The 22873-nt window shown below is 62.4% G+C and carries 23 protein-coding genes; 12 read left to right on the forward strand and 11 right to left on the reverse strand.

All coding sequences use genetic code 11. The annotated features are described in order from the left end of the window. Nucleotides 1-23 precede the first annotated feature (23 nt). Nucleotides 24-1304, forward strand: coding sequence for a sensor histidine kinase (locus tag QMK22_RS16650; protein ID WP_283498769.1), 1281 nt, complete (start codon nt 24-26; stop codon nt 1302-1304). Further along, on the forward strand, nt 1301-2344 hold the full coding sequence (locus QMK22_RS16655) for a DUF8320 family protein (RefSeq protein ID WP_283498770.1): 1044 nt from the start codon (nt 1301-1303) through the stop codon (nt 2342-2344). The genes QMK22_RS16650 and QMK22_RS16655 overlap by 4 nt, the downstream gene beginning before the upstream one ends. A 381-nt stretch (nt 2345-2725) precedes the next feature. On the opposite strand, the gene QMK22_RS16660 is transcribed toward QMK22_RS16655, so the two are convergent. After that, nucleotides 2726-2959 carry an acyl-CoA carboxylase subunit epsilon gene (locus tag QMK22_RS16660; protein ID WP_283498771.1) on the reverse strand — a complete coding sequence of 78 codons (234 nt, stop codon included), beginning with the start codon at nt 2957-2959 and terminating at the stop codon, nt 2726-2728. After that, the gene (locus QMK22_RS16665) at nt 2959-4563 is read right to left on the reverse strand and encodes an acyl-CoA carboxylase subunit beta (protein ID WP_283498772.1); all 1605 of its coding nucleotides are present in this window, start codon (nt 4561-4563) and stop codon (nt 2959-2961) included. Before QMK22_RS16665 ends, QMK22_RS16660 begins: the two co-directional genes overlap by 1 nt. A gap of 212 nt (nt 4564-4775) precedes the next feature. On the opposite strand from QMK22_RS16665, the gene QMK22_RS16670 reads away from it, so the two are divergent. Both QMK22_RS16670 and QMK22_RS16675 read left to right on the forward strand, forming a co-directional pair. Then, nucleotides 4776-5618, forward strand: coding sequence for a biotin--[acetyl-CoA-carboxylase] ligase (locus tag QMK22_RS16670; protein WP_283498773.1), 843 nt, complete (start codon nt 4776-4778; stop codon nt 5616-5618). Nucleotides 5619-5626: 8 nt separating this feature from the next. After that, nucleotides 5627-6211, forward strand: coding sequence for a PH domain-containing protein (locus QMK22_RS16675; RefSeq protein WP_283498774.1), 585 nt, complete (start codon nt 5627-5629; stop codon nt 6209-6211). Here the strand turns inward: QMK22_RS16675 and QMK22_RS16680 are convergent. After that, nucleotides 6188-6742, reverse strand: coding sequence for a GtrA family protein (locus QMK22_RS16680; protein WP_283498775.1), 555 nt, complete (start codon nt 6740-6742; stop codon nt 6188-6190). The two genes, QMK22_RS16675 and QMK22_RS16680, sit on opposite strands and share 24 nt — an antisense overlap. A gap of 125 nt (nt 6743-6867) precedes the next feature. On the opposite strand from QMK22_RS16680, the gene QMK22_RS16685 reads away from it, so the two are divergent. From QMK22_RS16685 to QMK22_RS16695, 3 genes are all read left to right on the forward strand, one after another. Beyond that, complete coding sequence (locus QMK22_RS16685) at nt 6868-8022, forward strand: 5-(carboxyamino)imidazole ribonucleotide synthase (RefSeq protein WP_283498776.1); 1155 nt, start codon at nt 6868-6870, stop codon at nt 8020-8022. A gap of 109 nt (nt 8023-8131) precedes the next feature. Continuing rightward, nucleotides 8132-8599 (forward strand): 5-(carboxyamino)imidazole ribonucleotide mutase, encoded by a 468-nt coding sequence (gene purE, locus QMK22_RS16690; protein WP_283498809.1) that lies wholly within the window; start codon nt 8132-8134, stop codon nt 8597-8599. Nucleotides 8600-8649: 50 nt separating this feature from the next. After that, nucleotides 8650-9960: an LCP family protein gene (locus tag QMK22_RS16695; RefSeq protein WP_283498777.1), complete on the forward strand. Its 1311-nt coding sequence runs from the start codon at nt 8650-8652 to the stop codon at nt 9958-9960. Nucleotides 9961-10094: 134 nt separating this feature from the next. Here the strand turns inward: QMK22_RS16695 and QMK22_RS16700 are convergent, their stop codons facing one another. From QMK22_RS16700 to rfbB, 4 genes are read right to left on the reverse strand one after another with little or no spacing between them, the layout of a single operon-like run. Next, nucleotides 10095-10520, reverse strand: coding sequence for a GtrA family protein (locus tag QMK22_RS16700; RefSeq protein ID WP_283498778.1), 426 nt, complete (start codon nt 10518-10520; stop codon nt 10095-10097). A 3-nt stretch (nt 10521-10523) separates the two neighbouring features. Further along, complete coding sequence (locus QMK22_RS16705) at nt 10524-11666, reverse strand: glycosyltransferase family 4 protein (RefSeq protein ID WP_283498779.1); 1143 nt, start codon at nt 11664-11666, stop codon at nt 10524-10526. Continuing rightward, nucleotides 11663-12517, reverse strand: coding sequence for a dTDP-4-dehydrorhamnose reductase (gene rfbD / locus QMK22_RS16710; protein ID WP_283498780.1), 855 nt, complete (start codon nt 12515-12517; stop codon nt 11663-11665). Before rfbD ends, QMK22_RS16705 begins: the two co-directional genes overlap by 4 nt. 1 nt (nt 12518) lies before the next feature. Next, on the reverse strand, nt 12519-13505 hold the full coding sequence (gene rfbB / locus QMK22_RS16715; RefSeq protein WP_283498781.1) for a dTDP-glucose 4,6-dehydratase: 987 nt from the start codon (nt 13503-13505) through the stop codon (nt 12519-12521). A 72-nt stretch (nt 13506-13577) separates the two neighbouring features. Between rfbB and QMK22_RS16720 the strand changes: the two genes are divergently transcribed. Both QMK22_RS16720 and rfbA read left to right on the forward strand, forming a co-directional pair. After that, on the forward strand, nt 13578-14186 hold the full coding sequence (locus QMK22_RS16720) for a dTDP-4-dehydrorhamnose 3,5-epimerase family protein (RefSeq protein WP_283498782.1): 609 nt from the start codon (nt 13578-13580) through the stop codon (nt 14184-14186). A 2-nt stretch (nt 14187-14188) separates the two neighbouring features. Further along, the gene (rfbA, locus tag QMK22_RS16725) at nt 14189-15058 is read left to right on the forward strand and encodes a glucose-1-phosphate thymidylyltransferase RfbA (protein WP_283498783.1); all 870 of its coding nucleotides are present in this window, start codon (nt 14189-14191) and stop codon (nt 15056-15058) included. A 2-nt stretch (nt 15059-15060) separates the two neighbouring features. Here rfbA and QMK22_RS16730 read toward each other — a convergent pair whose 3' ends face one another. After that, the gene (locus QMK22_RS16730; RefSeq protein ID WP_283498784.1) at nt 15061-15924 is read right to left on the reverse strand and encodes a glycosyltransferase family 2 protein; all 864 of its coding nucleotides are present in this window, start codon (nt 15922-15924) and stop codon (nt 15061-15063) included. 155 nt (nt 15925-16079) lie between these two features. Between QMK22_RS16730 and QMK22_RS16735 the strand changes: the two genes are divergently transcribed. Genes QMK22_RS16735 through QMK22_RS16745 form a run of 3 tightly spaced genes read left to right on the forward strand, consistent with a single transcriptional unit; the run spans nt 16080 to nt 19261 of the window. Beyond that, nucleotides 16080-17369, forward strand: a complete 1290-nt coding sequence (locus QMK22_RS16735; protein ID WP_283498810.1) for a rhamnosyltransferase WsaF family glycosyltransferase — start codon at nt 16080-16082, stop codon at nt 17367-17369. Then, nucleotides 17362-18291, forward strand: coding sequence for an NAD-dependent epimerase/dehydratase family protein (locus QMK22_RS16740; RefSeq protein WP_283498785.1), 930 nt, complete (start codon nt 17362-17364; stop codon nt 18289-18291). The genes QMK22_RS16735 and QMK22_RS16740 overlap by 8 nt, the downstream gene beginning before the upstream one ends. Further along, complete coding sequence (locus tag QMK22_RS16745) at nt 18260-19261, forward strand: glycosyltransferase family 2 protein (RefSeq protein WP_283498786.1); 1002 nt, start codon at nt 18260-18262, stop codon at nt 19259-19261. Before QMK22_RS16740 ends, QMK22_RS16745 begins: the two co-directional genes overlap by 32 nt. On the opposite strand, the gene QMK22_RS16750 is transcribed toward QMK22_RS16745, so the two are convergent. The 3 genes from QMK22_RS16750 to QMK22_RS16760 are packed head-to-tail and all read right to left on the reverse strand — an operon-like array spanning nt 19226 to nt 22504. Beyond that, complete coding sequence (locus QMK22_RS16750) at nt 19226-20413, reverse strand: polysaccharide pyruvyl transferase family protein (protein WP_283498787.1); 1188 nt, start codon at nt 20411-20413, stop codon at nt 19226-19228. The two genes, QMK22_RS16745 and QMK22_RS16750, sit on opposite strands and share 36 nt — an antisense overlap. A 39-nt stretch (nt 20414-20452) precedes the next feature. Then, nucleotides 20453-21640: an ABC transporter ATP-binding protein gene (locus tag QMK22_RS16755; RefSeq protein ID WP_283498788.1), complete on the reverse strand. Its 1188-nt coding sequence runs from the start codon at nt 21638-21640 to the stop codon at nt 20453-20455. Nucleotides 21641-21643: 3 nt separating this feature from the next. After that, nucleotides 21644-22504, reverse strand: a complete 861-nt coding sequence (locus tag QMK22_RS16760; protein WP_349361307.1) for an ABC transporter permease — start codon at nt 22502-22504, stop codon at nt 21644-21646. Nucleotides 22505-22873 lie beyond the last annotated feature (369 nt).

Raw genomic sequence — 22873 nt, forward strand, 5'->3', positions numbered from 1 at the left:
ACCATAGTGGCACGGGCACGTTGATGTCAGCGCCAACGCAGCCGCTCGGCGACGCCGACCCGCAAGCGTTTGCCGAGGACGGAATGTTCGGCCGCGCCCGGCAGCCGCGCAACCCGATCAGCCACGCGCAGATCGAAGTCGTGCTGTCCCGGTCGGTAGCGGGGATCGGCCTGGTCTTCGCCGCGCAAACCCTGCCGCTTATGCTCGAGCAGCTGACGGTGCGCAAAACCGAAGAGAGCCTTCTCATGGCGGGACTGCTCGGATTGTCCATTCTGGTGTTCGTCGTGGCGACGATCATTCAGCGCGGCATTCGCGCCACCGCTCTGGCGGTGTCCGGCCTCTACCTGATCGCGCTCGTTATCTGGCCGGTGCTCATGGTCGACCCCACCGCGGTGCTCGACGGCAAGCCGTGGCTCTGGTACATCTGCACCGTCGCTACCTCGTGTGCGGCGATCGCCCTTCCGCTGTTCTGGGCCGCCGCGTACACCGTCGTCGCCCCCGTCGTTTATGGCCTGCTGCGGATACTGCCCTCCGGCGGTAATGCCGAGCCCCTGCTCGCCCTGCTCGACGTGTGTTACGCCGTGCTGCTCGGCGGCGTCGTGCTCATCATCATCTATGTACTCCGGGCGGCCACGACGAAGGTTGATATCGCCCAGTCCAACGCTCTTTCGAAGTATTCCGTGGCGGTGCGCCATCACGCCACCGAAGTGGAGCGGGTCGAAGTCGACTCCATCGTGCACGACAGTGTGCTCGCAACCCTGCTGTCGGCAGCGGGGGTGCACAACGCCAAGAGTGCCGAACTGGCCGCGACGATGGCTCGCAGCGCGGTCATCCGCTTGCAGGAAGCGAGTGCGGAACGCGGTCTCAACGACGCCTCGGTTGCGGTGGGCACGCTGGTGGAGCGCCTGCGCGCGGCGGCGTTCGAAACGGGCGTGTTCACCATCACCGAGCATTGCGTCGCCGGGCTGAGCATTCCGGAGCCGGCGGCCGAAGCGCTGTACTGGGCCAGCGTGCAGGCCATGGTCAACAGCGTGCAACACGCCGGCCCCGCGCAATCGCGTCGGCTCACGGTGGGCGGCAACGATCAGAGCGGATGCACGATCGAAATCAGCGACACCGGCTGCGGCTTCGACGCGAGCGTCGCCAGCGCCCGGCTGGGGCTGCGGGTGTCCATCCACGACCGTATGGCCAGCGTCGGTGGCATCGCCGTACTGCGGACCAGCCCCGGGCAGGGGACGACCATCACTCTTGACTGGCCGCAGCCGGGTGCGCGCGCCGGCATTGATCCGGTGGTCGAGGCATGATCTCCGGCGCCGTCATTGTGCCGCGCACGGTCACACTCATCGTGGCGGCCCTGTTCTCGGGCTATCACGTCGTGCTCGGCCTGTATTCACTCAACCAAACGGATTCATCGGTGCCGATTCTGGTGGCGATGGCACTCTACGTTGTGGCGACGGTTGCCAGTCTCTGGCCGTACAGTCCTCTGCGCATGTCGCTGCCGTTGGCCCTGTTCAACGTGGCCGTGTGCGTCGCGATTCCGTTGATCGTGGGCAGCCAGCTCGACGGCTCGCTCGACACCCTCGGCTACGCGACCTGGTATGTGGCCGCCGTCGGCACTCTGATGACGATCACGGCTACCCGCAAACGCCCACAGCTGGCATTGCTCGGGGTCGGCGCTCTCGTCGTGCACACCGTCGTGTGGGCCGGCGTTGGCGAGCTCGGGCACATGGGTGTCATCGGCAGCGTCGTCTGGGTGGTGGCGGCCGCGCTGCTGTCCCGCGCGCTGGTGAAGGCCAGTCGGGATGCCCGCCAGTATGCGCGGGCCGAGCGGGAGGCGAGCGGATGGCATGCCGCCCAGGAGGCGCACCTGTACGAGCGCCAGGTGCGGCTGACCCAGACCATGCGCCTGGCCATGCCGATGCTGCGACGCATCATCGAGACCGACGGTCAGCTCAGCGACGCCGAACGCCAGGAGTGCCGGCTGCTGGAGGCCGCCATTCGGGATGAGATTCGTGGGCGCCGGCTGCTCAATTACGGGGTGCGCGAGCAGGTCATGGCCGCCCGGCGACGCGGAGCCAGCGTCACCCTGCTCGACGAGGGCGGGATCGACGATCTCACGCCCGCCGACCTGGAGATCGTGCTCAACACGCTTGCGACCGCCCTCGGCGGCACGACCGCTGACAAGATCATCATCCGGACATCGGCGGACAGCGCGACGATCGCGGTGACCGTGGTGGGTCTAAGCAGCCCTGACCCGGCCGTGAGCGCCCTCGGACCGGATTCCTCGGACGAAGAGGTCGACCTGTGGATTGAGATCCCCCGGCAGGTCGCTGCGGCCGTCTGAGCCGGAGCAGGGCGTGCCGGAGCAGGAGTGCCGGGCACACGCGAAAGGGGACCAGCCGAAGCTGATCCCCTAACGACTATTCGAGAAAGGACGGCAACCCGAATGCCATCCGTTCTCGCCCCCAACGCGTTCACTCGCTTACCCTAGTCAGCGAACGGTTGGTGGTGAAACTCCAGGAGCATCACCGAGCACCTTCAGTCTGCACTACCGCCGCATCGCGCACAGTCGGCATTTGAGGGGACAGACGGACCGGTAGTTGCGCCACATTCGCGTGGCGGCCCCAGTTTCCGGGCCCGGGCCCGGGCCCGGAAACTGGGCCCATGATCTATCCTGGGCCCGCTTTCCGGGCCCGGGCCCGGGCAGAAAAAAGGCGGGCGGGGACTAGCCGGTGAAGCCGCGCCAGTGGCCGGCGCCGGGGTAAACCGGCCGCCGAATGGCTCGCTGGTTCTGCTGCCAGGCACTCTGCTGGTGTTCGGGCGCGGCCCGACGCTCGTCGGATTCCTCCCGCAACAGACCACGGATGACGGCGGTCACCGCCGACACCTCGGTATCACTGACGTGGGTGGTCACGAACACCAGCTCCGACGGATCGAACTCTGAGGGCTTGGATGGCATTAGAGGGGAATGTTTCCGTGCTTCTTGGCGGGCAGGGTCGCCCGTTTGGTGCGCAGAGCCCGCAGCGCCTTGACCACCGATACCCGGGTGGCGGCCGGTTCAATAATGCCGTCGAGCTCGCCGCGTTCGGCGGCGAGGAACGGGCTGGCCACGTTGTAGGTGTATTCGTTGGCGAGGCGCGTGCGCACCGCTGCAACGTCTTCGCCGGCCTGCTCGGCCGCCTTGATCTCGGCCCGATACAGAATGTTCACGGCACCCTGACCGCCCATCACGGCGATCTCCGCGGTCGGCCAGGCCAGGTTGATGTCGGCGCCGAGCTGCTTGGAACCCATCACGATGTACGCGCCGCCGTAAGCCTTGCGCAGAATCACCGTGACGAGCGGCACGGTGGCCTCCGCGTAGGCATAGAGCAGCTTCGCGCCACGACGAATGATGCCGGTCCATTCCTGGTCGGTTCCGGGCAGAAAGCCGGGCACGTCCACGAGGGTGAGAATCGGAATGGAGAACGCGTCGCAGAACCGCACGAAGCGGGAGGCCTTTTCACCGGCCTCGATGTTGAGTGTGCCGGCCATGGCGTTGGGCTGGTTGGCGACGATACCGATCGAGCGACCCTCGACCCGGGCGAACCCGACGACGATGTTCGGTGCGTACAACGGCTGCGTCTCAAGAAAGTCGCCGTGGTCGACGATGTGCTCGATGACAGTCTTCACATCGTAGGGCTGGTTGGGCGAGTCGGGGATGATCGTGTTCAGCCCGCGGTCGGCATCCGTTGTCTCAAGCTCCACCTCGCTGTCGAACACGGGCAACTCGGACAGGTTGTTGTCGGGCAGGTAGCTGAGCAGGGCGCGGGCGAAGTCCAGCGCGTCGGGCTCATCGCTCGCGAGGTAGTGCGACACGCCCGACACCTTGTTGTGGGTGAGGGCGCCGCCGAGCTCTTCCATGCCCACGTCTTCACCGGTGACGGTCTTGATCACGTCGGGGCCGGTGACGAACATCTGGCTGGTTTTGTCGACCATGATCACAAAGTCGGTCAGGGCGGGGGAGTACACCGCGCCACCGGCGGCGGGACCGCAAATGATGGAGATCTGCGGGATGACGCCCGATGCGGCCGTGTTGCGGCGAAAGATCTCGCCGTATTTGCCGAGGGCCACGACGCCCTCCTGAATGCGCGCTCCGCCGGAGTCGAGGATACCGATGATCGGCACACCGGTTTTCAGGGCCAGGTCCATCACCTTGATGATCTTCTCGCCGGCGACCTCACCGAGCGAACCGCCGAAAATGGTGAAGTCCTGCGAGTACACGGCTACCTGGCGACCGTGAATGGTGCCGGTGCCGGTGACGACCGCGTCGCCGTATGGCCGCTTCTTTTCCATGCCGAACGCCACCGTGCGGTGCCGCACGAACTCGTCGAGCTCCACAAAGGAACCCTGGTCGAGCAACAGATCGATGCGCTCGCGGGCGGTCATCTTGCCCTTGGCGTGCTGCTTTTCAATGGCGGTGGCCCCGCTGGCGGTCACGGCTTCGTGGTAGCGCAGCTTGAGGTCGGCGAGTTTTCCCGCCGTCGTATACAGGTCTGGTGCCGCGGCGGGCGTCTTGTCAATCACCGTTTCACTCTACCGGCACGCCCCGGCAGGGCCCCGTTGACGATGGTGAACAACTTTGCGCCGCAATACTGGTCGTTTCCCCTCTGCCCACCCCGCTCGGCTCCACCCTCCGGGGCGTAACTCCTGCAATCTGGCCAAAATCCGCTCAAATACGTGTTTTGCGGCCAAATTCGGGAGAATTGCAGGAGTTATGCACACGAAAGGGTAGCCAGATGGAGTTTTCGCTCAGCCGCACCGAGGTGAACCGGTTCGAGTACCGTTCCGAGGCCACCTCCACCAACGACGTGCTCAAAGAACATGCCACAACGGATGCCGCCGCCTGGCCCGACCTCTCGGTGGTCGTCACCGACAACCAGACCCAGGGGCGTGGCCGGCTCGGCCGCGTCTGGCTGGCCCCGACCGGCAAGGCCCTGGCCGTCTCCGTGCTCGTGCGTCCGCGCACCGCCGCCGGGGACTCGATACCGCCCAACCAGCTCGGCTGGTTTCCCCTGCTGGCCGGTGCCGCCATGACCCGCGCTGTGCGCGCCGTGGTCGAGGCCAGCATGGCGCCCGTTGAAGGAGTAAAAGAAGCCGAGGATCCCCGCCACGAGGTCACCCTCAAATGGCCCAACGACGTACTCATCGACGGATACAAGGTGTGCGGCATCCTGTGCGAGCTGCTGCCTGACGCCTCCGGCATCATCATCGGCGCCGGACTCAACCTCTCGCTCGACGAGCATGACCTGCCCACCCTCACCTCCACCTCGTTGCTGCTGGTCACCCGCACGGCGCCCGACCCCGACGCGGTGCTTGCCGCCTACCTGCACGAACTCATCAGGCTGTACCGGGCGTTCGTGGGCGCCAACGGCGACGCGCTGCGCAGTGGTTTGCACGCCGAAGTCTCAGCGTTGTGCGGCACCCTCGGTGCCGACGTGCGGGTAGAACTGCCCGGCGGCACCGACCTGATCGGCACCGGCACGAGCATCGACGCCGAGGGTCGATTGAACGTGGTCAACCAGGCCGATGGCGAAGAGCGGTCTGTCGCCGCCGGTGATGTCACCCACCTGAGGTATTAATAGAGGTAATGAAACAGAAGAAGAAAGCGCCCGAGGAGACAAACGAGACCGAGCCTTCCGGATATGCCCGGGAGAGTCGGCCGGAGAAGGTCGTCGCCCGTCTGCGCCCGCATGCCCGGGTGCTGCTCTGGCCCACCCTGTTTCTGTTTGCCCTGGCCGGCGCCACCGGCTACTTCTACGGCAACATGCCCGAGCCCTGGCAGAACCCGGCACTGCTGGCCGGCGCCATCGTGCTGGCCGTTCTCGGCTGGCTGCTGCCGTTGGCCGCGTGGCTGACCAAGCGCTACACGATTACCACCCGCCGCATCATCTTTCGCCACGGCTTCTTCGTGCGCACCCGTCAGGAGCTGCTGCACAGCCGCGGCTACGACGTGAGCGTGCGGCAGAACTGGCTGCAGGCCGGGTTCCACTCGGGCACTGTGCTGATTAATTCGGGGCTGGAGCATCCGCTCGTCTTGAAAGATGTGCCCAACGTTGACCTCGTGCAGAGCGTGCTGCACGACCTCATGGAGAAGGCGAGCACCGTGATGGGATCGCGCCGGCAGGAGCAATCGGCCCACGCCGACGACTCAGCTTTCTGGGGTCGCAGCTAGCCGGATCGCGCCGGTGCGCGTTGGCACACCGCCGATACCAGCGGATGCCGTGGCCCCGGCAGCAGCCGGAGTCGGCGCGCCGCTGCGGCTCGGTGCAAACACCCAGTAGCGGTAGAGCGTGAAGCGAAACACCGCGCCGAGCAGCAGGCCGACGATATTGCCCGAGATATTGTCGGCGAGCACGCTCGTATAGCCGAGCACGTAGTGGCTGAACCACAGGCAGGCGATGCCGATGCCCATGCCCACCAGGCTCACCGCGAGAAACTCCAGCCCCTCGCGCATGGTGTGGTTCTGCCGGTTTTTGCTGAAGGTCCAGTAGCGGTTGCCGAGCCAGTTCACCAGGATGGCCAGCACGGTCGAGATGACCTTGGCGTAGAGGGGGCCGGCGTGCACGTCGGCCGAGTCCAGCACGGTGGTGCGCAGCAGGTTGAAGACGGTGAAGTCCACCACGAAGCCCAGCGCACCGACGGCGCCGAACTTGAGTCCCTGACTCAGAAAGCTGAGCAGTCGCTGCTTCACGGTGATCGACATGCGTCCGTCCGACGTTCGGTAAAGTAGTAAAGCACTGAAGTCTCGCAGTCTACGGCGTGCAGAAATTCCCGGGCTGAGTATCAACATGCGTTTAGCTGAACGCTTGCACAGAAAATGGTGAACAGATGGCTTTGACCGTCGGTGTAATTGGCGCAGGCCAGCTGGCCCGCATGATGATTCCCGCGGCCGTCAACCTCGGCATTGAGCTCAAGGTGCTCGCCGAGGCCGACGGCATGTCGGCCGGGCTCGCCGCCGTCAGCGTTGGCGACTACCGCGACCTGCCCACCGTGCTCGCCTTCGCGAAGACCGTCGATGTGATCACCTTCGATCACGAACACGTACCGCAGGAGATTCTGCGCGAGCTCGTGCGTGAAGGTGTTGCAGTGCATCCTGGCCCCGACGCCCTGCTCTACGCCCAGGACAAGCTGCTCATGCGTGAAAAGCTCGCCGAACTCGGTCTGCCGGTACCGGACTGGGCGCGCATCACCGACGCCTCCGGCCTGGCCGATTTTCTGCAGAATCACGGCGGCCGCGCCGTCGTCAAAACCGCCCGCGGTGGCTACGACGGCAAGGGTGTGCGAGTGGTCGGCCACGAACACGACGTCGACGACTGGTTTCTGGCGCTAGCCGAAGACGGCAATGGTGGCGCGCTTCTGGTGGAAGAGCTCGTGGAGTTCACCCGAGAGCTTGCCCAGGTGGTCGCCCGCCGCCCCAGCGGTGAGATCGCGGTCTGGCCGGTCGTGGAGACCGTGCAGAAAGATGGCGTCTGCGCCGAGGTCATCGCACCGGCCCCGCAGTCGATGGGGCGCCTGGCCGACGTGGCTACCGATATCGCCATGGCCGTGGCCGAGGGCATCGGCGTCACCGGGGTGCTTGCCGTTGAACTGTTTCAAACAACGGATGAGCGCCTCCTCGTGAACGAGCTGGCGATGCGCCCGCACAACAGCGGACACTGGTCTATTGAGGGCTCAACGACCAGCCAGTTCGAGCAGCACCTGCGCGCGGTGCTAGACCTGCCGTTGGGTGCGACGGGCGCCCGCGACACGTGGACGGTCATGGTGAACGTCTTCGGCGGGCCGGCGTCGGGCTCGATGGGCGACCGGTATTCGACGGCTCTGGCGGAGCATCCGCTTGTCAAGGTGCACAACTACGGCAAGGCCAGCCGGCCCGGGCGCAAGGTCGGCCACGTCACCGCGGGCGGCGACGATCTCGACGAGGTTGTCTATCAGGCGCGCGCCACCGCGCAGCTCTTTCAAGACCCGGCACCAATAAATCAGTAATAGGATCATCTGCGTGCCAGCGAACAACATGCCCGAAAAAGACGTGCCCGAAAACGGCGATGCGTTCAGCGCGCCCGACACCGCCCAGGCGCCACTCGTCGGCCTGGTCATGGGCAGTGACTCCGACTTCACGGTGATGAGCGCTGCGGCCCAGACCCTGAAAGACTTCGGGGTGGCACACGAGGTGCAGGTGGTGTCGGCGCACCGTACCCCGGAGAAGATGCTCGACTACGGTCGCAGCGCGCAGGCCCGCGGCCTCAAGGTGATCATCGCCGGAGCCGGGGGCGCCGCGCACCTGCCCGGCATGCTCGCCGCCATGACCACGTTGCCGGTGGTGGGGGTGCCCGTTCCACTCGGGCTGCTCGACGGCCTCGACTCGCTCTTGTCGATCGTGCAGATGCCGGCCGGCGTGCCGGTCGCCACCGTCTCCATCGGTGGGGCAAAGAACGCGGCCCTGATCGCGATCAAGATTCTGGCCACGAGCGATGACGCGCTGCGCGTGCAGCTCGAAGACTATTCCGTGCAACTCGCAGACCTGGTCGAGCAGAAGAACCGGGACCTCCAGACGCGATTATGAGTAGTACGACAAACCCGATCCGGTACCCGAATTCCGGCTCCGCACGTGTCATGACAACGCGTGCGTGGTGGCTTGTCGTGCTCAATTTCATTCTTCCCGGTTCGGCGCAGGTACTGGCCGGCAACCGGCGGCTGGGCCGATTCGGTCTTCGGGCCAGCCTCACGCTCGTGGTGCTCGCGATCATCGCCGGTGCTATCTACCTGTTCTGGCCCGAGGTCGTGCTCACCGTGTTCACGAACAGCATCGGTTTGTGGGCCGCCGCCGCCGTGCTCGTGTTTTACGCCCTCACCTGGTTTGTGCTCACCGTCAACACCCTCAGCCTGATCAAGCTGTTCCAGGCAGCGCCCGGCGCCCGCCCGCTGATCGCGGGTTTCTCGGCCGCGCTCATGGTCATCGTCTGCGGCACCGCCGGGTACGGTGCCTTTGTCGCCACCTCGGCGAGCGGATTCCTGTCCTCCGTCTTCGTCGCCGGACCGAGCGAACCGCCGGTCGATGGCCGCTACAACATTCTGCTGCTCGGCGGCGACGCCGGCGCCGACCGCGACGGCCTGCGCCCCGACAGCATCTCCGTGGTCAGTATTGATGCTACGACCGGCCAGGCCACGACCATCAGCCTGCCGCGCAACCTCGAGAAGGTGCCGTTCTCGGAGGGCTCCTCGCTCGGCGCTCTCTACCCAGACGGCTACGGTGCCATCGACGGATGCGACGTGTCGGCGTGCATGCTCAACTCGATTTTCACCGAGGCCGAGGTGAAACGTCCCGAGTACTATCCCGACGCGGTGGCCCAGGGGAGTTCCCCGGGTATTCAGGCCACGCTTGAAGCGGCGCAGGGCATCACCGGACTGACCATCCAGTACTTCGTGCTGATCGATATGCAGGGCTTCTCCGACCTGATCGACGCCCTCGGCGGCGTCGACATCGACGTGAAAAACCGCGTTCCGGTGCACACCGATGAAACCTTCACCAAGGTGCTGTTCTGGTTCGAACCGGGCATGCAGCACATGGACGGGTATCACGCCCTCTGGTACGCCCGCTCCCGCCACGGCACGAGCGACTACGACCGCATGCAGCGCCAGACCCAGTTGCAGGAGGCCCTGCTCGCGCAGGCCAGCCCGGCGAACGTGCTCGCCAAGTTTCAGGGCGTAGCAGCCGCCGGCACTCGGGTCGTCAAGACCGATGTGCCGCAGGGCATGCTCGGCTACTTCGTGAACCTCGCCTCCAAGACCAAAGAACTGCCGGTCATTTCGGTGCCGATGATTCCCGATAACGGTGTCGACCCTGAAAACCCCGACTACGCCGCCATCCAGGCCATGGTTGCCAAAGCTCTCGCGCCCGCGCCGACCGCCACGCCAACCCCCTAGCTATCGCGCCGCAGGGCCCGGCCGGCCGAGACCGGCCAAACACCAAACACCGTCACCCCTGCTGGTCGAGCCGGTCGAGACCGCAGTCCACCCTGTTGCGGCACCAATCGCGGCAGCGGATGCCGCCGAGCGCCTCAGCCCAGCTCCGCCGCACTGCGCCGGAAGGAGAACTTCTGGTGCCCGAAGAAGCTGAGCAGGGTCGTCGCCACAAGAATCATCAGCTGGGCGAGCAGCGGCGGAACGTCGGCGACTTCCACCAGCAGCGGCAGCGCGGCCGCGTTGATGCCAATAGCCACCAGGTACACGCTCACGAACCGGGTAAAGTCCCGCAGCAGGTGTCCGTGCACCGGAAAAACGAATCGCCGGTACAGCACGAAGGCGAGGGTGATGCCGACCACGTAGGACAGTGCCAGGCTCAGTAGGTAGCCGAGGTAAACATCCGCGAACACCCACAGGGTGAATGCCGAAAAGACCAGATATCCGACCACCGTGTTCGTGACTCCGACCGCGAGAAAGCGAACCCGCTGGTCTCTCGCCAGTCGGCCGATGACGGTGCGCACGGGCTAGAGGTCGGCGTGCAGCTGCCAGACCCGCTCGGCGGAGTCCGTCCAGCTGAAGGCGCGCGCCCGGTCCCCGCCAAAGATGCTCATGCGGTTGCGCAGTGCGCTGTCGCCGAGCACCCGGTTGACCGCCTCAACGAGTCGCGCGGGGTAGTCCTTGCCGTTGGAACGCTCCACCGCGAGACCGGCGTCACCGGCTGCTTCGAGCAGCGCCGGGGCGTCGGAGTGCACGACCGGTGTGCCAAGGGAGAACGCCTCAATGATGGGCAGGGCGAAGCCTTCTTCTAAGCTCGGATAGACGAACACGCTCGCCCGGGCAATCACCACGGCCAGGTCGGAGTCGCTCAGTCCCGACAGGGCGCGCACGCGACCCGGGGCCAGTCCGGCTTCATCGGCCACGGAGGCCAGGTCGAGCTCGCCCCAAGTGTCCGGCCCGAGCACGATCAACGGCAGGTCCGGCGCGTCCGGCAGCCCGAGCGCCGTGATCAGTGCGGCCACGGCCTTGCGCGGGTCTAGCGAGCCGGAGGTCAGAATGTACTGCGCGGGCAGCCCCAGCGCCTGCAGGCGCTCTTCCACGACGGAATCAGCCGGCAGCACGAGGCCGCGGCCCACGGCGTTGCCGATGACGCGCACCCGGTCGCCGAGGTCCATGATCTCGGTGAGCTGACTGGCCACGGCGTGGCTCGGCACGACAATCGCGTCGGCGTGCTTGCGCGAGCGCTTGAGCATACCCTTGGTCCAGGCGACGGTGGCCGGGGTCAGCGACGACGGATGCGTCCACGCCAGCACGTCGTGCAGGGTCACCACAATCTGGGTACCGTCGTCGCCCCGGCTGTGGCGGCGCAGCGGCGCGAGCAGCCCGGGGGCATGAATGAGCCCGGTGCCCGTTCCGGCGGTCACACCGAGAGCCCAGGCCGTGGCCAGTTCGCGGCGAGCGAGCGTGGTCTTGTGCAGGTTGGCCAGGCCGGGCAGCGCGGCCTCAATGAGTTCATACTGGGCGGGCGGCGACGACGAGACAATACCCTCAACGTCGCACCCGGCTGGCGCGGTCGCAATCAGCGCGCGCGCGAGTTCCTCGGTGTAACGCCCGACCCCGCCCGGAACCGGGGCGACCATCTGGTCGACGACTACCCGCAGAGTGATCATGGTGTCTCGAAAACCCCCGCGGCGAAGGCGGCGGCCTGAGCCTCCTGCCAGGGGCGCATCGGCGCGAGGCCGGCGGCAGCCCAGTTGGCGTGGCCGAGCACCGAATAGGCCGGGCGCGGCGCGGGCAGCACAAAGGCCGAGCTGTCGGTGGGCAGTATGCGTTCCGGGTCGAGTCCGGCGAGGACAAACACGTCGCGGGCCTGGTCGAACTTCGACGCGAGGCCCGAGTTCGTGCCGTGGTAGATGCCGGCGGGGGCGTCGGCGTCCAGCAGCAGCACGATCTGAGCGGCGAGATCCACCGTCCAGGTCGGCTGGCCGACCTGATCGGTGACCACGCTCAGGGTGTCGCGCTTTGCAGCGGCATTGAGCATGGTCTTAGCGAAGTTCGGTCCGTTCTTGCCGTACAGCCAGGCGGTGCGCACGATGTAGCTGCGCGCTGCGTTCTCTGCCTGCACAAAGTCTTCGCCGGCGGCCTTGGTGCGGCCGTAGGCCGAGATCGGGTTGTGCTGGGTGTTCTCGGCGTAGGGCGTGGTGGCACTGCCGTCAAAGACGTAGTCCGTTGAAATCTGCACGAGCTTCGCCTGCAGAGCGGATGCCGCCACCGCAAGATTACGCGGCCCCACCGCGTTCACCGCGTAGGCCTCGTCTTCGTTCGTCTCCGCGTCGTCGACCTTGGTGTACGCGGCGGCGTTGATGATGACGTCGTGGCCGGCGACGGCGGCCGTGACCGCGGCCAGGTCGGTCACGTCGAGGTCGGCGCGGCCGAGAGCGGTCACCTCGCGGCCGGCCAAAGCCGTCTGCAGGTCGCGCCCCAGCATGCCGGTGGCGCCCGTGATCAGGTAGCGGGTCATATTAGTTCAGCGCCGCCCGAGCCTTGAGCGGCTCCCACCACTGGCGGTTGTCGCGGTACCACTGCACGACGTCGGCGAGGCCCTGTTCGAACGGAACCTCGGGGGCGTAGCCCAGTTCGGCCTGAATTTTGCTGATGTCCACCGAGTAGCGCAGGTCGTGGCCGAGACGGTCGGCGACGCGGTCAACGTACGACCAGTCCTTGCCGGTCGAGTCCAGCAGCAGCTGGGTGAGTTCCTTGTTGGTCAGCTCGGTGCCGCCGCCGATGTTGTAGATCTCCCCGGCGCGGCCGCCGACGAGCACCATGGCGATCGCACGGGTGTGATCGTCAACGTGCAGCCAGTCGCGAATGTTGTTGCCCTCGCCATAGAGAGGAACGTGCAGGTCGTCGATCAGGTTGCTGACGAACAGCGGGATGACCTTTTCGGGAAAGTGGTACGGGCCGTAGTTGTTCGAGCAGCGCGTGATCGATACGTTCAGGCCATGGGTGCGGTGGTAGCTGCGGGCGAGCAGGTCGCTGCCGGCCTTCGACGCGGAATAGGGGGAGTTGGGCTCAAGAGCCCGCTCCTCGTTCCAGGAGCCTTCGGCGATGGAACCGTAGACCTCGTCGGTGGAGACGTGCACGAACCGGGCCAGGTTGTGGCGCAGGGCCGCGTCGAGCAGCTGCTGGGTGCCGAGCACGTTGGTCTCAACGAAGATCGTCGAATCCATCACGGACCGGTCCACGTGGCTTTCGGCGGCGAAATGCACCACCGCGTCCAGGCCGGGAAAGAGCGTGTCGAGCAGCTTGCCGTCGCGAATGTCGCCGTGCACGAAGGAGTAGCGCGGTGAATCGGCGATCGGGGCGAGGTTTTCGAGGTTGCCCGAGTAGGTCAACGCGTCGAGTACAACAACCTCGGCGCCCTCCAGGCCCGGGTACTTGTCTTCAATCGTGCGTCGGACAAAGTTGGAGCCGATAAAACCGGCGCCGCCGGTGACGAGGATCTTCATATAGGAGTACCGTTCCGTTCGCTTGGGTGGCCTCCGCGATTCTACCGGAACCCAATTGCTAGACTGCCAAACGTGCAGATTCGAGAGCTTTCTATCCCCGATTCCTATGAAATCACCCCGAAGCAGTTTGGTGACGACCGGGGAGTGTTCCTCGAGTGGTACCGGTTTGACAAGCTTGAAGAAGAGGTCGGGCACAAACTCGACCTAGCCCAGGCCAACACATCGGTCTCGAAACGCGGTTCCGTGCGCGGCATCCACTTCGCCGATGTACCGCCCAGCCAAGCCAAATACGTCACGGCCGTTCACGGCGCGGTCCTCGACTACATCGTCGATATTCGCGTCGGGTCCCCGACGTACGGTCAGTGGGACAGCGTGCTGCTCGATGACACCGACCGACGCGCCGTCTACATCGCTGAGGGCCTCGGCCACTGCTTCGTAGCACTGACCGACAACGCCACCGTCAGCTACCTTGTCAATAGCACCTTCAGCCCGGGTCGCGAACACGGCATCAATCCTCTCGACCCGGAGGTCGGTTTGGTCTTTCCGCCCGAAGCCGGCGAACTCTTGCTGTCGCCCAAAGACACAGACGCCCCGAGCCTGGCTGACGCCGCGGCCAGCGGCCTGCTGCCCACGTGGGCCGCGGCCCGCGCCTACTACGACACTCTGAACGACAGGAAGTAATCATGCGCGGAATCATTCTTGCCGGCGGTTCAGGCACGCGCCTGTGGCCGATCACCAAAGGCATCTCGAAGCAGCTCATGCCCATATGGGACAAGCCGATGATCTACTACCCCTTGTCGACGCTCATGATGGCGGACATCAAGGAAATCCTGATCATCACGACGCCCGAATACAACGACCAGTTTCGCGCCCTGCTTGGCGATGGCTCCGACCTCGGCATAAGCATTGAGTATGCAGTTCAGCCTTCCCCTGATGGTCTAGCCCAAGCTTTTATCATCGGCGAAGAATTTATCGGTGAAGACAGCGTTGCTCTCGTGCTCGGCGACAACATCTTTCACGGTGCCGGACTCGGATCAGCGCTGCGGGGCAATGCCGAGATCGAGGGAGCGCGCATTTTCGCGTATCACGTGAGCAACCCCACGTCGTATGGCGTGGTCGAGTTCGACGAAAACGGCACGGCGATCTCCATCGAAGAAAAGCCAACGAAGCCCAAGAGTAACTATGCGGTGCCGGGGCTGTACTTCTACGACAATTCGGTCGTTGAAATCGCGAAAACCATCGAGCCTAGCGCGCGTGGCGAGTTGGAGATCAGCACCATCAATGAGCGCTACCTCGACGCCGGTACACTGCACGTTCAGGTACTTGACCGCGGCACCGCCTGGCTCGACACCGGCACGTTCGAGTCGATGATGCAGGCTTCCGAGTACGTGCGTGTCATTGAAGACCGCCAGGGTTTCAAGGTGGGCTGCATCGAGGAGATCGCTTGGCGCGCTGGTTGGATCACGGATGCGCAGCTCGCAGTACTCGCCGCTCCGTTGCTCAAGAGCGGATACGGACGATACCTCGCGGGCTTGATCGCCACGGCAGATTGACTTTAGTCGGATCGAGCGAAGAGGTAGGCCCTTAGACGAAGTCCGACTTTGAGCGCCCAGCGAATAGGTGCCAGGTATGGGGCCGAGTACTTCTTCTCCAGATATCGATAGGCGCTGTCGTGGTGTGCGCGGAGCATCTTTCCGGACTCCGCGCTCGTTGACGCCGCTCCGGCATGGATAACAGACGCCTTGGGTGTGTAGATGTTCTTCCATCCGGCTTGGCCCAGGCGAAACCCGAGGTCAACGTCCTCGAAATACATGAAGTAGTTCTCGTCGAACCCGGCTAGCTGTTCGAACGCGCTGCGTCGAACGAGCAAGCACGACCCCGATAGCCAACCGACCTCTCTGCGGTAGTCAGCACCATCAGACTCGGCTCGATAGGTCCTGCTCCACGGATTCTGGTGCCAGATGTGGCTGAAGAGTGCGTGGCCAATTCCAGTTCGGAGGGACGGCAGCTCTCGTCCGGAGGGATAAGTCGTGCCGTCTGAATTCAGAACACGAGGGCCGACGGATCCCACGCGCGGATCCGCAGCCATCTCGTCCAGCAGCGCACTCGTGGCCAAGCGCCCAATCTTCACATCAGGATTGGAGATTAATACATATTTGATGTCACTGGGCAGCGTGCGGACCGCTGCATTGATAGCGCCGCCGTATCCGTGATTTTGCTCTAGTGGCAGCAGCGTTCCACCGTGCAATGCCGTAATGTCGCGCGTCGTCGCGATATCGGCAGAATTGTTGTCGGCGACGACACAGGCGAGAGAATCAATCTCACTCGATGTCACCGAAGCCAGAAATTCATCGAGTTGTGAACTCGAGTTGTACGTCACGGTGACCACTGCCGTGGAAGGTAGGAGCGGACTAGACATCACTCTTCAGCATAGTCGTCGTCACTTCCTCCCGGTCCGACCGCACTGGGAGGACTCAGGCTCGACCATGTATCAGTTGGTAGAGTTCAAATTGATGTGCGCACACATGTGGGCCAACTTACTTACTCGGTGCGAACCAGGGAGATTTTTTGAGCGTGTTGGGTAGAGGTTTCCGCATTATTCGAGATCACGGACCGAAGGTCTTCATGCAGAGGGCTGCACACGTCGTCCTTCGGCCAATCCGCATAGCCAGGGCCGAGGGCACTCGATCCTTAATCGCTCGCGGCTTCGCCAAGGCCGGTGCCATTATTACCCCACACACGGTCACCATGCTTGTCGCGACGGAAGATGCGGAACGGCTTGACTGGACCGAGCCGGCACCATGGCAGGCTGATCCCATCACCGTTGATCAGGGTCCGGTCGATATCGCCTGGATCATGTCACCGCCCGGTCTGGAAAGCGGCGGGCACCAGAACCTTTTCCGTTTCATCGACCTGGCGGAGAAGGCCGGCCATCGATGTTCCATATACCTTTATACGACCAATACCACGCCGGTCAGCTTCACCGATATTCGGAGCATGCTGCATACTGCGGCCGCGTACCCGGAAGTATCGGCATCAATTGAGATGTACGACCGTGACCAAGGCGTTCGAGCCGGAACCCAGGCAATCTTTGCGACCGGATGGGAAACGGCCTACCCGGCCTACCTGGACAAATCGAATGCGCGCCGATTCTATTTCGTTCAGGACTACGAAGCCAGTTTTTATCCCCTTGGAACAGAATCCTTGCTTGCCGAGAACACGTACAGGTTCGGCTTCCACGGCATCACCGCGGGTGGCTGGCTAGCAAACAAACTGTCGACCGAATTCGGTATGAACACCGACCACTTCGATTTTGCAGCAGACAAAACCCACTACAGCGTCACCAATCTCGAGCGACGCAACGAAGTATTCTTCTACGCCCGTCCGGTCACTGCCCGTCGCGCCTTCGAATTTGGTCTGCTCGTGCTTGCCGAATTCGCGCGGATTAAGCCTGACGTGCGCATCAATTTTGCAGGATGGGACGTTTCGAACTGGGCTATTCCGTTCGAACACACAAACCTTGCAAGCCTCGATATCTCGGAACTCAATGCCGTCTATAACCGCTGCGCTGCGGGCCTCGTGCTATCACTGTCCAATATGTCGCTGCTGCCTCTGGAACTCCTATCAAGCGGAGTGACGCCTGTCGTCAATGACGGTCCGAACAACCGCTTGGTCTCCGACAACGCCTATATTGAGTACGTGCAGGCATCACCACTGGCAATTGCCAGGAAGATGGCAGAGGTGTTTGACCGCCCTGATGCCGTCGAGCGTTCAGTGGCGATGTCCAAATCCGTGGCGACCTCTACATGGTCAGACTCCGGTGACCAGTTCCTCGCCGCCTTCGAGAGGGCTATGCGTGGCTAAGACTCTGGTTATCGGCGGAAACGGGTTTATCGGTTCCCACCTCGTCGATGCGCTCGCCTGCGACGGGCACCGCGTCACGGCCTTCGATCGTTTCGGGTCCCGCACCCCAACGTTCAGTGCGCCCGACGTGTCTATCCTCACGGGGGAATTTCTCAGCAGGGCTGACCTCGATGAGGCCGTGAAGGGGCAGGACTATGTGTTTCACTTCCTGTCGACAACGTCGCCCGCGACAGCGGAAAGTGACCCGACCCTCGATATCCGCACCAACGTGGCGCAGACTGTTGAGCTGCTGGAATCCTGCGTGGAAGCCGGAGTGAAGCGATTCTACTTTGCGTCCACGGGGGGAGCCATCTACGGGCCGCAAGGTCAGGCCGACTACTCCGAAACAGATCGGGCTCTTCCCATCTCCCCATATGGGATTGGAAAGCTCTCGATTGAGCACTATCTGCACTATTTTCAGACCAAACACGGGCTTCAATCGACGTCACTGCGGATCTCGAACCCATACGGCACACGGCAGAAGGCGAATAAGAAGCAGGGCCTCATCCCAATCGCTCTGCGACAGATATCCCTCGGACGGCCGGTCATTCGATTGGGATCGGGTTCCATGATTCGCGACTACGTCTTCGTTCAAGACCTGGTTCGCATGATCACACCTATGGTCGGTGTCGACACAGCATTCGATCTATATAACCTCGGTAGCGGTATTGGGCATTCCGTGACGGAAATCATCGATTCCATTGCTCGTGTCGTCGGAGATGAATTCGCCGTAATCGAGCAGCCGGTTCCCCCCACCTTCGTTGATCGCGTTGTGTTGAACACTGCGCGCTACACCACCGAATTCGGCAGTGTTCCCCTCACCCCTCTCGACGAGGGAATTCGCCTCACCCATGAAGAAATTCGAGGACAGCTCAATGGCTGAAACACCCTTGGCCACCGTCGCCATCCTGACCTACAACGGTGAGGTGTATCTCGAACGCATTCTGCGTGACGTGCTCGCGCAGGAAGTCGACGGGGAATTCGAGGTACTCGTTCTCGACTCCGGATCCACGGACGCGACGCTGGACATTGTGCGGCGGTTCCCCACCGTGCGCCTTCACGAAATTCCAAATTCGGAATTCGGTCACGGCAAGACGCGCAATCTGGCAGCACAGCTCGCGACGGGGGAGTTTATCGCCTTCCTGACGCACGACGCAATCCCGGCATCAACGCAGTGGCTCCGTGAGCTCCTGAAGCCGTTCGAGCTGGACGACAGCATCGTTGCTGTCATGGGCAAACAGATTCCTCGCCCTGGGTGTTTCCCCCTCCTCAAGTACGAAATCCAAGGAGTCTTCGCGGGATTGGGGCCGGATTTCGGGACGTCCGTGTTTTACAAGGACAACTTTGTGCAGAGTGAAGGTGTCCTAAATGCCATCAGTTTCTACTCCGATGTGAACTCCGCGGCGCGGCGGGACTTTTTGCTCACGACTATTCCCTACCGGGACGTGCGCTACGCAGAAGACCAACTCTTCGGAAAAGATCTCATCGAGGCTGGGTATCGAAAGGCGTACGCTGGACGCGCGGCGGTCGAGCATTCGAATGATCTATCGCTGCAAGAGTATCGTCGACGTATCTTTGACGAAACAGTCGGACTGCGCCAAATTGGATTCCCGATTCCGGTTCTGGAGCCGCGCGGGCAGCTGCGGCTGACGCTCCGCGGGATAGTCGGTGATGGCCTTCGGATTCTTCAGGATTCTGACTTCAGCTGGAAGAGGAAAATCTACTGGATGGCAGTCAACCCGGTTTTTCAGATTGAAAAGTGGAAGAGCTACCGTGCGTCGACACTAGTTGATATCAACGACGCGGAAGCAGTCCGGTCAGGGTCGCTTGAACACCGACGCAAGTCGGCCTAGCTCGCGTTTGGCGCGACGGTAGATTCTGGCCGAGAGGCGCTGGTCCCGACGGTTCAATTCCGCCTGCAGCGTCTCCTGTGCAGAACGGGACAGCGTCAACGCGTCGTTGAGTATCGCATTATCCTGCTGGAGGTCGATTGCAACTCTTCTTGATTTAAGCCGTCGTGATTCAGAATAGCCCAGGGCCAGGTCACGGTCGCCTATGACCATCTGCGCCTGGTCGAAGAGCACCGTCTGCTGGCGTGCGAAAGACAATGGATCGGTAGTCGGCGCAAGTCGCTGCTCAGTGGTGCCCAGAATCTCCGCGTAACGATCGAAAGCCTGGTTGACACGTCGGCTGTCGCTAGCAATCTGTTCCGAGAAATCAAAGGTCTCCGATTCCAGCCTCGCCAGCATCGCTCTGAGCTCACGATCATTCCGAACCAAGTGTGAGCTAAGGTCCCTGTCCTGAAAGTAGTATTCGGCCTTCTTCTGATGGACTGAAGCAAATGGAATGTTCTGACTGTACGCATAGATTGAGGCGTGCAAGGACGAAACCACGACGTAGTCCATCTGGCGAATCACGGAATGTAGTTGAAGAGGATCAAGCTTGTCGAGCAGAACACTATTCTTCATGTTGAACGGAAGCGTCTTCATAAAAGATTGGTCGCCGTTGTAATGCGTGAAGGGGATGAAGACTTTCTTGTGAGGGATAGCGTCGATTATCGGAATGAGGTCTTCAAGGAGTCGGAGCGAGTGGGGCACCATGTGGATTCCCACCACGGGTTCGTCGGCATCAATTCCTGGTATGACGAAGTCATCGCTCCGAAGTAGGGTTGTCGCGCACGGGAGAACCTCTGCACGCGAAACAAAGGAGCGAAGCACCTGCACCTCATGCTCCGAGCGTGCAGAGACGAAGGCGTACTCGTTCAGGTAGCCCAAATCATCGGCCGACGACCATACGCCGGCCGCGTTGAGGATATGTCCGCCCGTCTGGCGGTAGGCATCATAGAAAGGGTCTCCCTTGACGCGCACGAGCTCACCGCCGCCGATGACCAAGGGGCTTGGGAAGATCTCGCTGAACGGATTGACAATATGAGAGGTCACTCCGCGCGCAGCGAAGAGCTGCTCGGCGGCTACGCCTATTGCGATGTCACCAGTATTGCGGCTCACGGAGTCGTAGAGGAGGTTTGCTAAAGGGACTGGCACGGCTCACGCAACCCGAGGGTTAATATCGAGGCGGGGTTCGAGACGCAGGATCCCTGCGCCGAACACATCGCTCGGCATGTCAAAGGCGGCGGCGCTGCCGCGTCGGTCGATTGTCTCGCCCGTGGGTAACCCCAGTCCGACGCTGATCAGGTATTTTCCTGCACCGAGTCGGATATCGGGCAGAGTGACCTCGACGACGTGACGGCCGCGAGTCGTGGGGAAATCCATGCCCATCGTGAAGGTGTTCATGGCATAGAGGCGCAGCCCGAGGGGGGTGTCAATCGCAACCCCGATTCCCCAGCCGGGCGTGATCTCATGCACGTCGACCGTCGTCCTGACAATGACATCGGTTTGGTCCGAACCCACTACGGTACGAGCTTCTACTTCGCCAAGAGTTAGCCTCTTGGCGTCGCTACTTTCAACGGGGGAGGCCTTGATGTGGTTGACGCGATCCTCTTCGTAACCATCGCGGAGCACGCGGATTCCCTCGGCCGGGTCGCCGTCGTGAATCATTGAACCCGCGTGCATGACAACAACACGATCGCACAGGCGACCGACCTGATCCGATGAATGGCTGACTAAAACAATCGTTCGACCTTCGGCTTGGAACTCGGCGATCTTGTCCATGCATTTTCGTTGAAACGGTTCGTCGCCCACAGCGAGCACCTCATCGACGAGAAGCAGGTCAGGATCCACGTGGACGGCTACAGAGAAAGCGAGACGCACATACATCCCGGAACTGTAAAACTTCACCTGGGTATCAATGAACTCTTCGATGCCGGAAAACTCCACGATTGCATCGAAGTGCAGGTCTGTTTCCTGACGGTTGAGGCCCAGAATAGCCGCGTTCAGATAGACATTCTCGCGACCCGACAGATCCGGGTGGAAGCCAGCACCAAGCTCAAGCAATGCGGCCATTCGGCCCCGCCGAACGACAGATCCACTGGTTGGCTGGATGATCCCCCCGACGACTTTGAGTAGCGTCGATTTACCGGAGCCGTTGTGTCCGACGAGGCCGACCGTCGTGCCGGTCTTGATGTCCAGGCTCACATTTCGCAACGCCCAGAAGTCTTCCGCCTGCTTTCGTGCCCGGCCAATGAACATGAGTCGCTCTTTGACGGACTTGTCCTTGTGAAGGATAAAACGCTTCGAGACATCGTCGACTTGGACAATGCTGGGGGAAATCGTCATGGCTTACAGCTCCTGCGCGAAATTGCCCTGCAACCGCGAAAATATTCGTTGACCCACCCAGAGCAGTACCGCGCTGATTGCAAGGGAAATCCAGAGGCGTACGGCGAGGTCCGGCGGAAAATTCATTTGCGTTGATTCGGTCGTTCCGGCGAGCCAGAACGCCTTCTGCATCCCGAGGACGCTCAGGGTCACCGGATTGGCAAGATAGATTTGCTCCAACCATGTGCCACCAATGGCGGCATGTACGAATGCATAGGAATACACGATGGGGGAGCCCCAGAAAGCCACAGTCAAGGCCACTTCGACGAGGTGCTGAATGTCGCGAAGATACACGGTTGCCGCTGACAAAATCATGGCTAGGGCAGTTCCAAACAGAATGACATTTAGGACTGCGAGGGGGGCGATGGCGAGATCTGGGGTGAGCGGAATCTGGCCCATCGCAATCGTCGCACCGATCAGAATAACGAGCTGGAGGGCGAAGTTGAACAGTCCGCCACCGAGACTGCCCAAAGGAAAAATCTCTCGCGGTAGGTAAACCTTTTTGACCAGACCCGAATTGTTTATGATCGACATGGTTCCACTGGAGATGATCTCGGTAAAAAGACCCCATATGGTCAGGCCAACAAATACGAAAATGGCGAAGCTTGGAATGTTGCGAGCTAAGCCGAGGACTTGACCGATGGCAAAGTAGTAAACCAGCAGCTGCGAGAGTGGCTTGACCAAGCTCCACACCAGGCCGAGCGAGCTGTCCTTGTATCGCGCCTTAATCTCCCGGCGCACGAGTAGCCCGAGGAGCTCGCGGTGTGCCCAGACTTCTCTAACGGATGATCCGGTGCCGCTGACGAAGCCCGTGGACTGACCCACAGGTAGGAGCGGCTCCTGAGCGATTCGGAGGGCTCGTTCTTCGGCATTCAGGCTAGACATAGGTCACTTTCCATAGTGATGAAGGGACATCAGGAGTCTAGGTGAAAAATCTGGGAGGACGGGATCTGAGCATTTTGAACAAATGAGGGGTAACGTTAGCACTCTTGTCTGGCAATATGATCGGTAGTCTCAAGAAGTGAAACACGCACCTCCGATAGCCACTCGCCCGTGGAAAGCGTTTGTAGTTCGTGCCCTATGCACCGGCTCAATGGTTGGCTGTGCCTCGGCAGACGTTCCTGTGGATGAATCGCATGGCTCTCCGTTGTCGCCATCGAATACAGGTACTGCGACATCCACGGTACCGCTGGC

It is taken from the genome of Cryobacterium sp. PH29-G1 (assembly GCF_030063365.1).
Taxonomy (GTDB): domain Bacteria; phylum Actinomycetota; class Actinomycetes; order Actinomycetales; family Microbacteriaceae; genus Cryobacterium.

What these genes read in the sequence shown, in the direction of transcription:
- QMK22_RS16745 (WP_283498786.1), top strand. Translation starts at nt 18,260, where the DNA reads ATGAAGAAATTCGAGGACAGCTCAATGGCTGAAACACCCTTGGCCACC.
- QMK22_RS16695 (WP_283498777.1), top strand. Translation starts at nt 8,650, where the DNA reads ATGACAACGCGTGCGTGGTGGCTTGTCGTGCTCAATTTCATTCTTCCC.
- QMK22_RS16680 (WP_283498775.1), bottom strand. Translation starts at nt 6,742, where the DNA reads ATGTCGATCACCGTGAAGCAGCGACTGCTCAGCTTTCTGAGTCAGGGA.
- QMK22_RS16685 (WP_283498776.1), top strand. Translation starts at nt 6,868, where the DNA reads ATGGCTTTGACCGTCGGTGTAATTGGCGCAGGCCAGCTGGCCCGCATG.
- QMK22_RS16660 (WP_283498771.1), bottom strand. Translation starts at nt 2,959, where the DNA reads ATGCCATCCAAGCCCTCAGAGTTCGATCCGTCGGAGCTGGTGTTCGTG.
- rfbB (WP_283498781.1), bottom strand. Translation starts at nt 13,505, where the DNA reads ATGAAGATCCTCGTCACCGGCGGCGCCGGTTTTATCGGCTCCAACTTT.
- rfbA (WP_283498783.1), top strand. Translation starts at nt 14,189, where the DNA reads ATGCGCGGAATCATTCTTGCCGGCGGTTCAGGCACGCGCCTGTGGCCG.
- QMK22_RS16705 (WP_283498779.1), bottom strand. Translation starts at nt 11,666, where the DNA reads ATGATCACTCTGCGGGTAGTCGTCGACCAGATGGTCGCCCCGGTTCCG.
- QMK22_RS16650 (WP_283498769.1), top strand. Translation starts at nt 24, where the DNA reads ATGTCAGCGCCAACGCAGCCGCTCGGCGACGCCGACCCGCAAGCGTTT.
- QMK22_RS16675 (WP_283498774.1), top strand. Translation starts at nt 5,627, where the DNA reads ATGAAACAGAAGAAGAAAGCGCCCGAGGAGACAAACGAGACCGAGCCT.
- rfbD (WP_283498780.1), bottom strand. Translation starts at nt 12,517, where the DNA reads ATGACCCGCTACCTGATCACGGGCGCCACCGGCATGCTGGGGCGCGAC.
- QMK22_RS16655 (WP_283498770.1), top strand. Translation starts at nt 1,301, where the DNA reads ATGATCTCCGGCGCCGTCATTGTGCCGCGCACGGTCACACTCATCGTG.
- QMK22_RS16755 (WP_283498788.1), bottom strand. Translation starts at nt 21,640, where the DNA reads ATGACGATTTCCCCCAGCATTGTCCAAGTCGACGATGTCTCGAAGCGT.
- purE (WP_283498809.1), top strand. Translation starts at nt 8,132, where the DNA reads ATGGGCAGTGACTCCGACTTCACGGTGATGAGCGCTGCGGCCCAGACC.
- QMK22_RS16730 (WP_283498784.1), bottom strand. Translation starts at nt 15,924, where the DNA reads ATGTCTAGTCCGCTCCTACCTTCCACGGCAGTGGTCACCGTGACGTAC.
- QMK22_RS16670 (WP_283498773.1), top strand. Translation starts at nt 4,776, where the DNA reads ATGGAGTTTTCGCTCAGCCGCACCGAGGTGAACCGGTTCGAGTACCGT.